General features: G+C 70.3%; 16 protein-coding genes. 6 read left to right on the forward strand and 10 right to left on the reverse strand.

Annotated features, from left to right (window positions below; genetic code table 11):
* Positions 1–88 precede the first annotated feature (88 nt).
* Entirely contained in the window at positions 89–1,294 is a 1,206-nt protein-coding gene (locus ACLF6J_RS06610) for a THUMP-like domain-containing protein (RefSeq protein ID WP_421076892.1), read from the forward strand.
* A gap of 7 nt (positions 1,295–1,301) precedes the next feature.
* Here the strand turns inward: ACLF6J_RS06610 and ACLF6J_RS06615 are convergent, their stop codons facing one another.
* The 10 genes from ACLF6J_RS06615 to ACLF6J_RS06660 are packed head-to-tail and all read right to left on the reverse strand — an operon-like array spanning position 1,302 to position 9,500.
* Positions 1,302–2,477: a hypothetical protein gene (locus ACLF6J_RS06615; RefSeq protein ID WP_134353147.1), complete on the reverse strand. Its 1,176-nt coding sequence runs from the start codon at positions 2,475–2,477 to the stop codon at positions 1,302–1,304.
* The gene (locus tag ACLF6J_RS06620) at positions 2,461–3,615 is read right to left on the reverse strand and encodes a hypothetical protein (protein ID WP_134353146.1); all 1,155 of its coding nucleotides are present in this window, start codon (positions 3,613–3,615) and stop codon (positions 2,461–2,463) included. Before ACLF6J_RS06620 ends, ACLF6J_RS06615 begins: the two co-directional genes overlap by 17 nt.
* Positions 3,616–3,619: 4 nt before the next feature.
* Positions 3,620–4,108, reverse strand: coding sequence for a hypothetical protein (locus tag ACLF6J_RS06625; RefSeq protein WP_134353145.1), 489 nt, complete (start codon positions 4,106–4,108; stop codon positions 3,620–3,622).
* Positions 4,105–5,172 carry a tRNA (adenosine(37)-N6)-threonylcarbamoyltransferase complex transferase subunit TsaD gene (tsaD, locus tag ACLF6J_RS06630; protein ID WP_134353144.1) on the reverse strand — a complete coding sequence of 356 codons (1,068 nt, stop codon included), beginning with the start codon at positions 5,170–5,172 and terminating at the stop codon, positions 4,105–4,107. Before tsaD ends, ACLF6J_RS06625 begins: the two co-directional genes overlap by 4 nt.
* The gene (rimI, locus tag ACLF6J_RS06635) at positions 5,169–5,657 is read right to left on the reverse strand and encodes a ribosomal protein S18-alanine N-acetyltransferase (protein WP_131492569.1); all 489 of its coding nucleotides are present in this window, start codon (positions 5,655–5,657) and stop codon (positions 5,169–5,171) included. Before rimI ends, tsaD begins: the two co-directional genes overlap by 4 nt.
* A complete protein-coding gene (tsaB, locus tag ACLF6J_RS06640) occupies positions 5,654–6,271 on the reverse strand; it encodes a tRNA (adenosine(37)-N6)-threonylcarbamoyltransferase complex dimerization subunit type 1 TsaB (RefSeq protein ID WP_047524157.1) in 618 nt (205 codons plus the stop codon). Before tsaB ends, rimI begins: the two co-directional genes overlap by 4 nt.
* A gap of 60 nt (positions 6,272–6,331) precedes the next feature.
* The gene (locus ACLF6J_RS06645; RefSeq protein WP_047524156.1) at positions 6,332–6,703 is read right to left on the reverse strand and encodes a flagellar assembly protein FliW; all 372 of its coding nucleotides are present in this window, start codon (positions 6,701–6,703) and stop codon (positions 6,332–6,334) included.
* Positions 6,700–7,581, reverse strand: a complete 882-nt coding sequence (flgL, locus tag ACLF6J_RS06650) for a flagellar hook-associated protein FlgL (RefSeq protein WP_134353142.1) — start codon at positions 7,579–7,581, stop codon at positions 6,700–6,702. Before flgL ends, ACLF6J_RS06645 begins: the two co-directional genes overlap by 4 nt.
* Before the next feature lie 13 nt (positions 7,582–7,594).
* A complete protein-coding gene (flgK, locus tag ACLF6J_RS06655; RefSeq protein ID WP_047524154.1) occupies positions 7,595–9,004 on the reverse strand; it encodes a flagellar hook-associated protein FlgK in 1,410 nt (469 codons plus the stop codon).
* A 13-nt stretch (positions 9,005–9,017) separates the two neighbouring features.
* Entirely contained in the window at positions 9,018–9,500 is a 483-nt protein-coding gene (locus ACLF6J_RS06660; protein WP_047524153.1) for a flagellar protein FlgN, read from the reverse strand.
* A 196-nt stretch (positions 9,501–9,696) separates the two neighbouring features.
* On the opposite strand from ACLF6J_RS06660, the gene ACLF6J_RS06665 reads away from it, so the two are divergent.
* The 5 genes from ACLF6J_RS06665 to ACLF6J_RS06685 all read left to right on the forward strand — a co-directional run bounded on the left by ACLF6J_RS06665 (position 9,697) and on the right by ACLF6J_RS06685 (position 13,583).
* A complete protein-coding gene (locus tag ACLF6J_RS06665) occupies positions 9,697–10,497 on the forward strand; it encodes a sigma-70 family RNA polymerase sigma factor (RefSeq protein ID WP_047524152.1) in 801 nt (266 codons plus the stop codon).
* A 109-nt stretch (positions 10,498–10,606) separates the two neighbouring features.
* A complete protein-coding gene (locus ACLF6J_RS06670) occupies positions 10,607–11,437 on the forward strand; it encodes a flagellin (protein WP_047524151.1) in 831 nt (276 codons plus the stop codon).
* 75 nt (positions 11,438–11,512) lie between these two features.
* Positions 11,513–12,901: a flagellar filament capping protein FliD gene (fliD, locus tag ACLF6J_RS06675; protein WP_047524150.1), complete on the forward strand. Its 1,389-nt coding sequence runs from the start codon at positions 11,513–11,515 to the stop codon at positions 12,899–12,901.
* 2 nt (positions 12,902–12,903) lie between these two features.
* A complete protein-coding gene (fliS, locus tag ACLF6J_RS06680; protein WP_047524149.1) occupies positions 12,904–13,290 on the forward strand; it encodes a flagellar export chaperone FliS in 387 nt (128 codons plus the stop codon).
* A gap of 2 nt (positions 13,291–13,292) precedes the next feature.
* Positions 13,293–13,583, forward strand: coding sequence for a hypothetical protein (locus ACLF6J_RS06685; protein ID WP_231555080.1), 291 nt, complete (start codon positions 13,293–13,295; stop codon positions 13,581–13,583).
* Positions 13,584–13,685: the final 102 nt, after the last annotated feature.

Consider the following 13,685-nt stretch of genomic DNA (forward strand, 5'->3'; position numbering starts at 1 on the left):
GTGTGCTGGCACTCACGCAATGCGAGTGCCAGCACACCCGCTCGACACGGCTCCGCGCGTGGCGGGGAATTAGGCTGAGGGCGTGGAGATGTCCGAGCTGCGCGCCCTGCTGACCCCCGCCGGTCTCGAACTCCTCGACGCGGTCGGGACGGTCGGATCGAGTGCCGACGTCGCTCGCGCGGTCTCGAGGCTGCGCGCCGCCGGCCACTCCCCCGACCTGGTCTCCGCGGTCGTCGGGCAGGCTCACCTGCGCTCCAAGGCTTCCGCCAAGTTCGGACCGTTCGCCGGACGCATGCTGTTCACCCGGGCGGGCATGGAGCAGGCCACCAGGCTCGGAGTCGCCGCTCGCCACGCGCAGCGGATCCGCGGCGCGGGATTCACCGCTGTCGCCGACCTCGGCTGCGGGATCGGCGGCGACGCTCTGGCTTTCACCGGGGCCGGGCTCGACGTGCTGGCGGTCGACGCCGATGAGGTCACCGCCGCGATCGCCGCCTACAACCTCGCGCCGTTCGGTGACAGCGCGAGGGTGCGCCACGACACCGCCGAAGACGCCTTCGAGACGATGCCCGCCGCGGACGACCGGGCGATCTGGATGGATCCCGCCCGACGCACCTCCGGTCACGGTGAGACGCGGCGCGTGTCGGCCGACGACTACTCCCCCTCCCTCGACTGGGCGTTCGACGTCGCACGCCGCGTGTCCACGGGCATCAAGCTCGGCCCCGCGCACGACCGAGATGCGCTGCCCGCCGACGCGGAGTCGCAGTGGGTGAGCGCCGACGGCAGTGTCGTCGAGCTCGTGGTGTGGAGCGGCGCCCTCGCCCGTGAAGGGGTCCGCCGCGCGGCCCTGGTGATCCGCGACGACCGGTCCCACGAGCTCACCGCACCCGCAGATGCCGCCGATGAGCCGGTGCGTGAGCTCGGCGCCTTCCTGCACGAACCCGACGGTGCCGTCATCCGTGCGCGTCTGATCGGCGATGTGGCCAGGAGCCTCGACGCCGGGATGCTCGACGAGCACATCGCCTACCTGACCTCCGATTCGGCGCTGACGAGCCCCTTCGTGCAGTCCTTCCGCGTGCGCGAGACGATGCCGGCGAACCCCAAGGCGATCAGCACAGCGCTGAAGGCGCACGACATCGGGCGACTCGAGATCAAGAAGCGCGGCGTCGACGTCGACCCGGCGGCCTTCCGCAAGAAGCTCACGCTGCGGGGAGACCAGGAGGCGACGCTGATCCTCGCCCGCATCGGCGATCGACGCGTGGCGATCCTCGCCGACCGGGTCTCCGCCGCGAGCTGATCCGTTTTCAGCCGCCGGTTCCCGCCCCCGGCGGTGCGATCTCGATCGGGTCTCCGGGTGGCGCCTCGACGAAGAACGACTCGCCCGGCGGGACGGTGGCGACGGGCACGCCCTCGGCGACCACCAGATACGCGTTCTGCTGCCCCGTGAACCTCAGCTCGAGCGCCGTGATCGTCGCCCTGCCGTCGCGCGTGTCGTCGTCGACGACCTGCGTGGCGAGCCCTCCTTCCACCGCCGTCTCGAACGGTACGCACGCCATGGGTCCGCCCGCGTCGACGATCAGGCACCTGTCCGTCGTGCCCTGCGCCGAGAGGCGGTCGGCGAGCCAGACCGGCTCCCCGCGGAACATCGTGATCAATGAGAGCCCGAAGCCGAAGCCGTCTGCCGCCAGCTCCTCGGCGCGATCGCGCACCTCTTCCGGGAACTCCGCCGCCAGCGACGACGGTCCGCCCCAGCGCTGGATCCCCACCATCGGCTCACCGTCGACCGACAGGCGCAACGTGGCGATGACCGTCTCCACGCCGAAGGCCCCCTCGCCGGAAGACTCCTCGCCGATCGTCCCGTCCGCTTCCACGGGGAGAACCGCGGTCAACCCGTTGTCGACCTCGTCGACCGGGAGGCAGTCCGTCTGCTCCCGACCGCTCACATCGAGGACCATGCAACTCAGGGCGCCGTCCTCCCTGGTCGCGTACCAGACCAGGGCGTCGTCCGACGCGGCGACCGCACGGACGGAGCCGGGATCGAACGTCGAGGCCGAGAGTTCGGCACGTCGCTGCTGCTGCTCTCCGGTCAGGGGAATACTCGCGACCCGCGGCGAGAACAGTGCCCAGCCGGCTCCGATGCCGACCGAGAGCACGACGGCGACCCCCGCGATCGCAGCCACGACGTGCTGCCGCAGCGCGCCCCGGCGAGGCAGGGGTTCGTCGCTGACGGCAGGCGCAACCGGCACGGAAGGTTCGACCGACGCGTCCGCAGGCGCTAGTTCCGCAGCGGGATCCTCGTCGTCCGCCGAGGGATCTGCACCGGCCTCGTCGACTGCCGACGGCGGGGGCTCGATCGGAGAGCGGCGCTGCTCCTCCAGTTCGCGCAGGCGCTCGGCCTCCCCCTCCGTCAGCCGTGTCCCGCGGCCGTAGGCCCGCTGCTGCAGCGCCCGAAGCTCCTCGGCGTCAGTCCTCGGCTGCACCGGTGGCGTCCGCTTCGTGGGTGATGACGAGGTAGCCGGGGCCCGTGCTCGAGGCCAGTTCGAAGTGCGTGACGGCACCGGAATCGGCGTCGACGACGTTGAGGACCAGACTCGCCCCCTGCTCCTGCATCGTCTCGGGATCGAGGCACGTCTGCGGGGAATCGTCGGTGGATCCGTCATAGATCAGGCAGGAGCTCTGCGTGTCGCTCTGCACGGCCGTCCAGAGCGGGACGTCACCGTCGTAGCCGACCACCCAGAGGGAACCGGCGTCGAACCCCTCGCGCGTCAGGCGCGCCGCGGTCTGCGACTCCTCCTCGTTCGCATACGTGATCCCGTTCTGCGTCGGATCGTAGTCGTACGAGTTCACCGCGACGGCAGGCTCACCCGACGCGGTGAAGAGCATCTGCGCGCTGATCTGCCGCTGCAGGTCTTCTTCGGAGCGCACCGTGATCGAACCGTAGATGCCCTGCGCGGACACGGACTCCGTCTCGTCGCAGTTCGGCAGGGTCACATCGCCCGTGCTCAGAATCAGACAGGTGCGCTCGCGACCGTCCTTCGTCGCGGTCCAGATGACCGCTCCCTCCTCCACCCCGAGCGCACGGACCGAGCCGGGATCGTAGTCCCCACCCGCGACGAGGTCGTCCTCCCACTGCTGCTGCTCAGGGGACAGCGCGACGGGTGCGTCGTGGGACCGACCGAAGGCGAGCCACCCCACGCCCAACCCGACCAGAAGTACGGCCACGGTGGCGAGGGCGACCGGTCGCCAGTGCGACCGCGTCACGGCGAGCAACGACCGCAGCGACGATCCCGGCGAGGCGTGTGCCTCCGCGATCGGCTCGGACATCTCGCCTCCCGACCGATCCGCCGGCCATGGCTCATCGCGGCGCTCACCCGGCGACGGCCCGACGGAGTCCGTCCCATCGACGTGCGCCGCGCCTTGGAGCTGCGCCGGCTCCTCGAGCTGCGTCGGCTCCTCGACCTGCGTCGGCTCCTCGCTCTTCGGCGCAGCGGCCGTGGTCCGCCGGCGGTCCTCGAGTTCGCGGAGCCGCACCGCCTCAGCGGCCGTCAGTGCGGAGTCGCGGCCATAGGCCCGTGCGTGCAGGGAGCGCAGCTCCTCCGATTCCTCGGCGTCGAGCATCCGGTCACCCGAGCTTCTCGAACTGCATGCCCGCCCAAACCAGCCACCCCAGACTGTAGACGGTCGCGCAGAGACCCAGCACGAGCGCCCACCGCGCGATCGCCCGACTCTCGACCGGACGACGCAACGACATGGCCGCGGCAATGACCGCGACGATCGCGACGGGGATCCCCCAGCCGACGAAGAACGAGGCTCCGAGCGCGACGATCGCCGCCAGCAGCGCCCACGGAGCGAGTCGAGTGTCGTCGATGGGCGAGGCATCGGTCGACGGCTCCCACTCCACGTCGTCTCGCGCGTCGATGTCGGGACCGCTCGCGACCACGGGTTCGATGCCGACAGGGCCGGTGGGGAACTTGGCATACCCCTCCCGGCGGGCTCCGGGAAGCCGCGCGGCCGCAGCCGGATGCTGCTCGACCTGCTCGCTCGGGCTCTCGATGCGCGTCGGCGGCGTGGGCGAGGCCTTCGCCTCGGCCCCACCCGAGGTGTCGCTCATGCGGGCGCCCCCTCCGCGATCTGGATCTCGGTCACCGGAAGGGTCGAGTCCGCGCCGAACGTCAAGCGCGACGGCGGACGTCCCGAGGAGATCAGCTCCGACGCCAGGGCCGCGATCATGGCGCCGTTGTCGGTGCACAGCGAGAGAGGGGGAATGCGGACGGTGACGCCGGCCTCGGAGGCACGTCGGAGGGCGACCTCGCGCAGGCGCCGGTTCGCGATCACCCCGCCGCCGAGGAGCAGTCTCGGCACGCCGAGATCCGCGCAGGCGGCGAGCGCCTTGGTCACGAGCACATCGACGACGGCCTCACGGAAGCTCGCGGCGACGTCGGCCACCGGAACCTCCACACCCTCCGCTTCGCAGCGCTCGACCCAGCGGGCCACGGCCGTCTTCAGTCCGGAGAACGAGAAGTCATAGCGATGCTTCGCCAGATCGGAGGCCCGGGAGAGGCCACGGGGGAAGCGGATCGCCTCCGGATCGCCGTCGGCCGCCGCGCGGTCGATCTCGGGACCACCCGGGTAGGGCAGCGAGAGGAGCCGGGCGACCTTGTCGAACGCTTCGCCTGCGGCGTCGTCCATGGTCTCGCCGAGCAGTTCGACGTCGGTCGTGAGGTCGCGGACATGCAGCAGCGAGGTGTGCCCACCGGATACCAGCAGGGCGATCGTCGGACACTCGAGCGGTGCGGAGCCGCCGGTCAGGATGTCGGCGGCGATGTGGCCGACGAGGTGATTGACGGCATAGAGCGGTTTGTCGATCGAGACAGCGAGGCCCTTCGCCGCGCCCACGCCCACCATCAGCGCGCCCGCGAGACCAGGCCCGCTGGTGACGGCCACCGCATCGAGCTCATCCAGGCCCACACCCGCTTCGGCGAGCGCCGCATCGATGGCGGGTTGGAGCGCCTCGAGATGCGCCCGGGCCGCGACCTCGGGCACGACGCCGCCGTAGCGGGCGTGCTCGTCCATGCTCGACGCGATCGTGTTCGACAGCAGGGTGCGCCCGCGGACGATTCCGATGCCGGTCTCGTCGCAGCTCGTCTCGATGCCGAGGACCAGAGGCTCGTTCATGCCGTCGCCTCCTCGGACTGGTCTCGCGCGATCGGGTGGCGGCGCAGGTCCAGGCGCATCACGATCGCGTCCACATCATCCGGCTGATAGTAGCGGGGACGACGGCCGATCTCGGTGAAGCCTTCGGCGAGGTAGAGACCCTCGGCCGCGGGGTTGTCGGCCCTGACCTCGAGGAACACCTCGCCGGCACCGCGCTCCGCCGCGGCGGCGAGCAGCGCACGCAGGAGCGCCCGGCCACGGCCCTGGCCGCGATATCCGCTGAGGAGCGCGATGGTCTGGATATCGGCGTCGGCGCTCCCGCGCAGGGCCCGCACCCCGCCGTAGCCGATCACACTCCCCTCGTGCTCATCGACCAGGTACCGGCCGTGCAGGCTGGCGAGCTCGGACGCCATGGTCTCCCGGCTCCAGGCATCGGTCGGGAAGGAGCGGTTCTCGATCATCATGATCGCGTCGAGGTCGTCGGGCACGGCGTCGCGGAGGGTCACGTCCCCACCTTCTTCGGGGCACCGGGCAGCGTCACATCCGGGTTCCGCAGATAGAGGGGCTCATCGTCCGTCAACACACGACCGGCGGCGAGGGCGCGCGCGCCGACCCGGGCGAGGTCCCGCGCGGAGAGCGTCGCGACGTCGATGCGTCGGATGCCGTCGAGGTGTGCGTCGGCGTCCGCCGCGCGCACCAGGACCGTCTCGGCGACGACGTGCGGAATCCCGTCGGCGTCGATCCCGTCGAAGACCGTGATCGCGACCTCGCGTCGGCGCGCGTCGGTGACGACGGCGAACGGCCCCGTCTCGGTCTCGGTCGCGGTGAGCGCGGCCGCGAAATGGCTGGGCACCGCGATCACGGGGATGTCGCGTCCGAGCGCGAAGGCTCGTGCCGCGGCGATGCCGATCCGCAGTCCGGTGAACGGTCCGGGTCCCATGCCGGCGACGACGTGGGTCACCGCTCCAGCTCCGGCCTGTGCGAGCACCTCGACCAGCAGGTCGCCGATGATCTCGGCATGGCCGAGCGGGTCGGCTGCACTCGCCTCGGCGCGGAGGTCTCCGTCGGCATCGATGAGGGCCACAGCGGTACCCAGGGAGGTGTCGACGGCGAGGATCACCCTTCCAGATTAGCCGTGGTTCCGCTGGGAGAACGGCCTGGACCGGCCGGGAACGACGGCTCAGCCCAAGGGTGCGCGCAACGGGTAGTCCTGGTCCTCCAGGATCACCTGCGACGCGGCCCCCGTCGTGCGGTTCACGATCACCGGCGCGAGCAGGTTCACGCTCACGCCCTCCGCCGACGGGTGGGCGACCACGAGGATCAGTGCGTCTTCGGCGTCGCGGAGAGCGAGTGCGTCGGCCTGCTCGTCGGTGAGGATCGGCGCGTACTCGCTCAGCACCGTCCGCGGATCGACGAGGTAGAGCCGCAGCTCCGCGTCCTGCACGGCCCGCATCGCGAACAGTCCGTCGGCGCCGTCGACCGGGGCCAGGGCGAAGTCGACATGCGGCGCGAGTCCGGGAGGCGGGGCGAGGAAAGTCAGCGCCGCGGTCATCGGAGGAAGTCCATCAGCGACGGCTGGAGCACCCGCGCGTTCACCGCGAGCGCGGAGCGATACACGAGTTCCTGCGCCTGGAGGCGCACGAGCACTTCGATCGAATCGACGTCCTCGACCGCCGTGCGGCGGGACTCGAGGGACACGGAATTCTGCACTGCCGCCTCCTTGGCGCGTTCGATCTGAGATTGACGGGTGCCCACCGACCCCTGGACCCCGAGGATGGCCGTGCGACGCGCATCGATCTCCGCGAGTCGCGGTCCGACGTTGGTACCGGAACGGAGATCGGCGACGATCCGGTCCACCAACGCGAACACCGAGTCGTCCCCGGTTCCGAAGACGGCGGCGCCATCGGTGTCGACGCGCACGGAGGCACCGTCGGAGACCCGTCGGGTCACCTCCGCGCCCGCTACGCCACTGTGGCTGTAGTCAGCGGCGAAGGCTGCCGTGTCCGACGTTCCCGCGAACACGGAGCGTCCGAGCAGCCGGGTGTTCGCCTGGGCGAAGAGCTCCTCGCGGAGGCCTTCGAGTTCCACGGCCAGTGCTTCCTTGGCCACGGCGTCGAGCGCGCCGTCGTTCGCACCCTGCGCGGTGAGGTCGCGGACCCGCCCGAGCAGTGAGGTGCTCGCGGTGATCGCACCGTCGGCCGCCGTGACCCAGGCGAGCCCGTCGTCGATGTTGCGCGCGTACTGGTCGTTGCGTCGCTGCTCGGCGTGAAGCGCGAGCGCGGCTGCCGCGGCGGCCGGATCGTCGGACGGCGCGGCGAAGGCACGCTGCGAGGTGGCCTGCTCCTGCAGACGCGCGAGCTCGGAGAGGTTGGACTGCAGCTGCCGCATGGCCGTCTGCGTCATGGCCGAGGAGGTGACTCGAGAGATCATGATGCTCCTTCGATCAGCGTCCGACGAGACCCGTGCGGTTGATGAGCACGTCGAGCGCTTCGTCCACCGCGGTCATCACCCGGGCCGCGGCTTGATAGGCGGTCTGGTAGGTGAGCAGACTGATGGTCTCCTCGTCGCCGTCGACGGCGGCGACGGACTGCTGCGCGCCGACCGCCGCGACCGCGGCCGCGTCGGACACCTTCGCGCGCTGCACGTCGGCCGCCGTCGCCACACCGAACCGGGTGACATGGTCGGACCAGAGCGCGTCGGGCGAGGTCGCGCTCCGCCCGATCTGGGAGATCAGGTCGGCGTTGCTCGCGTCCCAGGCACCGGCGCCCGGGGCGGCGAGCGCCAGGTCCGACGGTGCTGTGATGGCGACGCTCAGCCCGAGTGCGGCGGAACCGGTCGGGGGGATCGTGAAGAAGTCGCCGCCGGGCTGTCCCGACGATGTGACCCCCGCGCGATGCTGGGTGTTCAGCGCTTCTGCCAGCCGCGTCGCCACCGCGTCGTAGGTGGAAGCGAGCTGCGCGAGCATCCCTCCATCCGCGGCCGGGGCGAGGACGGCGAGCGAACCGCCGAGCTCTCCGCCGTCGATCGATGCCGTCAGACCGGGAGCGGACGCCCAGGAGACCGTGAAGCGCTGGCCGGCGTCGATGGTGGCCGGTCCGTCCAGGACGAGATGGCGCGCGTCGGAGCCTGCGACGAGGGCGTTGCCGCCGATGCGCACGGTCATCGTGCCGTCGGTCTCGAGGGTGGCGGCGGCACCCGACATGCGGGCGACGTTCTGCGCGAGCACGCTGCGCTGGTCCATGAGCTCGTTCGCCGAGCGCCCCGAGGCCAGGGCATCACGGATCTCGCCGTTGAGCACGGCGATCTGGTCCGCCGCCGCGTTCACCTGGGTGATCGTCCGGTCGGCCGCGGCGCGGGCATCGTTCCACTGTCCGGCCACCGTCCGGTACCCACCCGCGATCTGCGAGGCGAGTTCCTTCGCGGATTCCAGGATGCTGGACGCCGCGGCCCCCGAGTCGGGGGTGTTCGCGAGGTCCTGCCATCCCGACCAGAACTTCGACAGTCGGGCCGCGAGCCCGTTCTCGGTCGGTTCGGCGAGGGAGGCCTCGATCGTGGTGGCGGCGACGGCACGGGTGGACCAGAAGCCGGACGCGGCGAGGGAATCGCGGACGCGGGCATCGAGCAGGGCATCGCCGAGACGGGCCACGCCGTCGATCGACACACCGTGCCCCGGCTGTGCGCCGACGCTGAAGCGGCCGGTCTGGGCGATGGCGGCGATGGCCGAGGTCTGGACACGCTGACGCGTGTACCCCTCGGTCTTCTGGTTCGCGATGTTCTGTCCCACCACGTCCATGCCCCGTCGGGCCGCCGCGAGGCCGCTGGCCGCGGTGTTCAATCCACTGAAGGTCGACATGATCCCCTTCCGGTCACATCTCGGTGTCGATGATGCGCGCAGCGTCGTCGCGAGCGCGATCACCCGTCGTCGTGTACTCCCCGGTGTCGTGCCCCAATGCGGCGATCGTCTCCTGGGTCGCGCGGAGCACTCCGCTGAGCTGTTCCGCGTTGGCGTCGCGCATCTGCTCCACCTCGGCGGCGAGCTTGGTCAGCGCCCGCATGTGGTCCGCGAAGACCTCCTGCCACGCACCCTCCGGCGCGTGTGCGATCAGTTCGCGAATCGTCGCGCCCTCGGGAGCCCCCCACTCCTCGGCGACGGTCGCGACCTCCACGGCGCGTGCGAGTCCCGCGCCACGAAGCCTGTCGAGTACCTGATCGATCTCACGCGCGGCAAACTGTATCCATTGGGATCGCCCGGCGGCGAGCAGCAACTGCTGCTCGTCGAGCTTGAAGAGCAGCATCTCGAGCAGTTCACGCTCTCGCCACAGCTGTATCGATAGTTCGTTGGCTCCCATGATCCCCTTTTCCCCAGTGATCGCCACGCCTCATAACGCGGCCAAAGGTCACTATCGGCTGCCGCGCCCCTAAGGTTACTATGTGGAACGGCGATGGGTAGTTCTCCCCATGTACATATCTCGCTCCTTGTGATATATACATCTGCTCATCTCCTCGGATCTTCCGGAGTGCATCCAGAGAGGTGGATCATCCCCCATGCCTTCGCGCGCTGAGCGCAATCTCCTCATCGAGAGCAACCTCCCCCTGGTCGGATACCTCGCCGCCGAAACCCATTCCCGCGCCACCCACATCCCCCGTGACGAGCTGGCGGCCGTCGGCGCGCTCGCGCTCGTGACCGCTGCCGACGCGTTCGATCCTGACCTGGGCGTCCCCTTCGGCGCCTACGCGCGTCGTCGCATCCTCGGCGCCTTCGCCGACGAGATGCGCTCCATGGACTGGGCGTCGCGCGGCATCCGCAAGCGCATCAAAGAGACGGTCGCCGTCCGCGAGACGCTCACCGCCGGTCTCGGCCGGACCGCGACCCCGACCGAGGTCGCCACAGCCATGGGCGTCACGAAGGACGTCGTCGTCGAAGCACTCGGCGATGCCGCGCGGACCGTGACCACCCTGGACGATCCCGCGGCCCGTGACGTCGCCACCGAGATCCCCCTGCCCGAAGAATCCGCCCTCGTCGGCGAACGCCGCGACATCCTCGAGCAGGCCGTCGCGGCGCTCCCCGAACGTATGCGCCGGATCGTGCAGGCCGTGTACTTCGACGAGCGGCCCGTGAAGGAGATCGCCGAGGAACTGGGGGTGACCCACTCGGCGGTGTCGCAGCAGCGCTCGGAAGCCATCCGGCTCCTCCGCGACGCTCTGGATCGGTACTTCGCCGAGGGCGCGGCACCGACGACGACCACGCGCGTGTCTGCCGGCGCCCGCGACGCCTACTTCTCGCGGATCGCCGATGCGAGCAGTCCGCGGATCGCGGACATCTTCCGCGAAGCCGCCCCCGCCTGACCCGCGCTTCTCATCGCCCGGCTAACGGGCACGCCACCTCCGCCGATAGGTGTGGGCGGGAGACCACGGATGGTCACCCGTACAACACCATTCACGGAGGAGAACCCTTATGGGTATGCAGATCAACACCAACGTGTCGGCGCTCAACGCCTACCGCAACCTGTCCAACACGCAGAACGACCTGTCGAAGTCGCTCGAGAAGCTGTCGAGCGGCCTGCGGATCAACCGCGCGGCGGACGACGCGGCGGGCCTGGCGATCTCCGAGGGTCTGCGTTCGCAGGTCAACGGCCTGAACGTCGCGGCACGCAACGCCCAGGACGGCATCTCGGTCATCCAGACCGCAGAAGGCGCCCTGACCGAAGTCCACTCGATCCTTCAGCGCGTTCGCGACCTGACCGCTCAGGGTGCGAACGACTCGAACAACGCGAAGTCGCGCGAAGCGATCCAGACCGAGATCGGCGCCCTGGGCGACGAGCTCACCCGGATCGCCGAGAGCACCAACTTCAACGGCATCAAGCTGCTCTCGGGCGGCACGACGCTGACGTTCCAGGTCGGTGCGGGCGCGGTCGCCGCCGAGGACCAGATCTCGGTCGCCCTGACCGACTTCGCCAGCCTCGGCGCCGACATCAAGGGATACGCGGCCACGATGACGGACGCTGCCACCTACGGTGCCGCGCTGGCCGACATCGACACCGAGATCCAGGCGGTCTCGACCGCACGTGCCGGTTACGGTGCGCTGCAGAACCGCTTCGAGTCGACCATCAACAGCCTCAACGTGTCGGCGGAGAACCTCGCCGCCGCCGAGAGCCGGATCCGCGACACCGACATGGCGTCCGAGATGGTCAAGTTCACGTCGGCGAACATCCTGTCGCAGGCGGGCACGGCCATGCTGGCCCAGGCGAACCAGTCCAACCAGGGCGTTCTCCAGCTCCTGCGCTGACCCACGCCGTAGTGTCCGGGCGGCGGTTCCGCCCGTCGCCCGGACACCGTCCGCTCCCGATCCGCAAAGGCGATCATGTCCCTCTCGCTCGACGGTCTCGTCTCCGGCCTGAAGACCACGGAGGTCATCAAGGCGCTGATGGACGTGCACGCCATCCCGCGCTCGCTGCTCAAGGCGAAGATGGACGACAAGAACGGCATCGTCTCCCAGCTGCAGACCCTGAACACCGCGATCCAGAACCTCGCGACCGCAGCCGAGAAAGCCGCGGTCCCCGATGGACTCGCCCGCTTCACCACCACCTCCTCGTCGCCCTCGGTCACCGTCGCCACGCGCGCCGGCGCTGCTCCGCTCTCCGCCGACATCGTCGTCGATCAGGTCGCCACGAACCACACGATCGTCTCCGCCGCCACACAGGGCTGGCCGGTCGATCCCCCCGTGATCACGCTCGAGAACGCCACGGGCGAGCGCGTGCAGGTCACGGCCGACTCCGCGTCGATGCAGGACGTCGCCCAGGCGATCAACGAAGCGGGCGCGGGTATCGTCGCCGCCGCCGTCCCCGCCGGGCGTGACGCCGACGGGAACGTGATGCACCGCCTGCAGCTGCGCGCCGCGGACTCGGGAGAGGCCGGACAGTTCCGCGCCTATCGCGGTGACATCGCCGCCGTCGAGAGCGGCACGGCATCCGACCTCTCCACCGAAGCGGGAGCCGCCGTCATCGCCACCGGCGCCGACGCCCGTCTGCGCCTCTGGGCGGGAACGAGCGCCGAACAGGTGCTGACCTCGTCGAGCAACACGTTCACCGATCTGTTCGACGGTGTGGACGTGACGGTCACCGCACGCTCCGCCGATCCCGTCACGATCGGCGTCGCCGTCGACACCGAAGCACGGACGAAGGCGTCGGCGGACTTCATCGCCGCCGTCAAGGACATCCTGACCCGCATCGACAACGGCTCGAAGACGACCGTCGCCGCGAAGCCGGGAGACAAGACCACCCTCGGCGTCTTCACGGGCGACAGCACCGTCCGCGGGTTGCGCAATGCGCTCGCCGACGCCGTGCAGCACCCCGTCGACGGGGTCTCCCCCTCATCCATCGGCATCTCGACCGACATGTACGGCGTCCTGAGCTTCGACGAGGAGAAGTTCGCCGAGGCGCTCGCGAAGGATCCGGATGCCGTGGCCGGCCTCTTCTCCGACGTCGCCGCGCGCGTGCAGGACACCGCGAAGATCTACTCGGACAAGTACGACGGGCTCCTCACCTCCCGCATCACGGGACAGGAGAGCGAGGTCAAGGGGCTCGGCGAGCAGATGGAGCGCTGGGACGTGCGGCTCGCGCAGCGCAAGGCCTCTCTGGAGCGCACGTACGCACGACTCGAAGTCATGCTGTCGCAGCTCCAGTCGCAGTCGACGTACCTCTCGTCGCAGATCGCCGCGCTCCCGGGCTCGAGTTCGAACGGGGGGAAGTGAGCATGAACGCCGCCCTGCGCGCACAGCAGCGCTACCGCGAGGATGCCGTGCTGTCGGCACCCCCGGAGCGCCTGGTGACCATGCTCTACGACCGGCTGCTGCTGGACATCGAGCGTGGCGAGACCGCTCAGCGGGCCGAGGACTGGGCCGAGGCGAACGCGCAGCTGCAGCACGCGCAGGCGATCGTCTCGGAGCTGTCCTCCTCGCTGACCGACGACTGGAACGGCAGTGCCGGACTGCGTTCGGTCTACGTCTTCCTCTCTCAGACGCTCATCGGGGCCAACATCGGCCGCGATCCCGAGCGCACCCGCGCCTGCCACGGCATCGTCGCCCCGCTGCGCGATGCCTGGCACGAGGCCGCCCGCACCGTGGCGGAGAGCCGGGCGTGAGCATGGACGAGTGGACCGCGCTGCTCGATCGGCTCGAGCACGACGCCGAACGGATCCTCGCCGCTGCCCCCGGCACCGCGGATGCGGCGGACCTGGCCCCCTGGACACCGCCCGCCGCTCCGCTTCCCCCCGCGCTCGCGGATCGCGCCAGACAGGTCGTCGAGCTGCAGCGCACGGCGATGGAACGAACCCGCACCGACCTCGACGGTCTCCGGCAGCACCTCGGCGCCGTGAGCCGCATCCCGGGCACCCGGCGCCCCGAGGAGCCCGCCTACCTCGATGTGGACGGCTGAAACCGCTCCCTAACGCCACGCACGAACCTGCCGATAGAGCAGGGAGAGCACGGATGGCTCGCATGACTCGGCCAGGGATCGGCCACACCAGCCACACACGGG

This window comes from Microbacterium sp. IO18 (assembly GCF_049099505.1).
Taxonomy (GTDB): Bacteria; Actinomycetota; Actinomycetes; order Actinomycetales; family Microbacteriaceae; genus Microbacterium; species Microbacterium aurugineum.

What these genes read in the sequence shown, in the direction of transcription:
- ACLF6J_RS06610 (WP_421076892.1), top strand. Translation starts at nt 89, where the DNA reads ATGTCCGAGCTGCGCGCCCTGCTGACCCCCGCCGGTCTCGAACTCCTC.
- ACLF6J_RS06620 (WP_134353146.1), bottom strand. Translation starts at nt 3,615, where the DNA reads ATGCTCGACGCCGAGGAATCGGAGGAGCTGCGCTCCCTGCACGCACGG.
- ACLF6J_RS06625 (WP_134353145.1), bottom strand. Translation starts at nt 4,108, where the DNA reads ATGAGCGACACCTCGGGTGGGGCCGAGGCGAAGGCCTCGCCCACGCCG.
- tsaD (WP_134353144.1), bottom strand. Translation starts at nt 5,172, where the DNA reads ATGAACGAGCCTCTGGTCCTCGGCATCGAGACGAGCTGCGACGAGACC.
- ACLF6J_RS06645 (WP_047524156.1), bottom strand. Translation starts at nt 6,703, where the DNA reads ATGACCGCGGCGCTGACTTTCCTCGCCCCGCCTCCCGGACTCGCGCCG.
- flgL (WP_134353142.1), bottom strand. Translation starts at nt 7,581, where the DNA reads ATGATCTCTCGAGTCACCTCCTCGGCCATGACGCAGACGGCCATGCGG.
- flgK (WP_047524154.1), bottom strand. Translation starts at nt 9,004, where the DNA reads ATGTCGACCTTCAGTGGATTGAACACCGCGGCCAGCGGCCTCGCGGCG.
- ACLF6J_RS06660 (WP_047524153.1), bottom strand. Translation starts at nt 9,500, where the DNA reads ATGGGAGCCAACGAACTATCGATACAGCTGTGGCGAGAGCGTGAACTG.
- ACLF6J_RS06665 (WP_047524152.1), top strand. Translation starts at nt 9,697, where the DNA reads ATGCCTTCGCGCGCTGAGCGCAATCTCCTCATCGAGAGCAACCTCCCC.
- ACLF6J_RS06670 (WP_047524151.1), top strand. Translation starts at nt 10,607, where the DNA reads ATGGGTATGCAGATCAACACCAACGTGTCGGCGCTCAACGCCTACCGC.
- fliD (WP_047524150.1), top strand. Translation starts at nt 11,513, where the DNA reads ATGTCCCTCTCGCTCGACGGTCTCGTCTCCGGCCTGAAGACCACGGAG.
- fliS (WP_047524149.1), top strand. Translation starts at nt 12,904, where the DNA reads ATGAACGCCGCCCTGCGCGCACAGCAGCGCTACCGCGAGGATGCCGTG.
- ACLF6J_RS06685 (WP_231555080.1), top strand. Translation starts at nt 13,293, where the DNA reads ATGGACGAGTGGACCGCGCTGCTCGATCGGCTCGAGCACGACGCCGAA.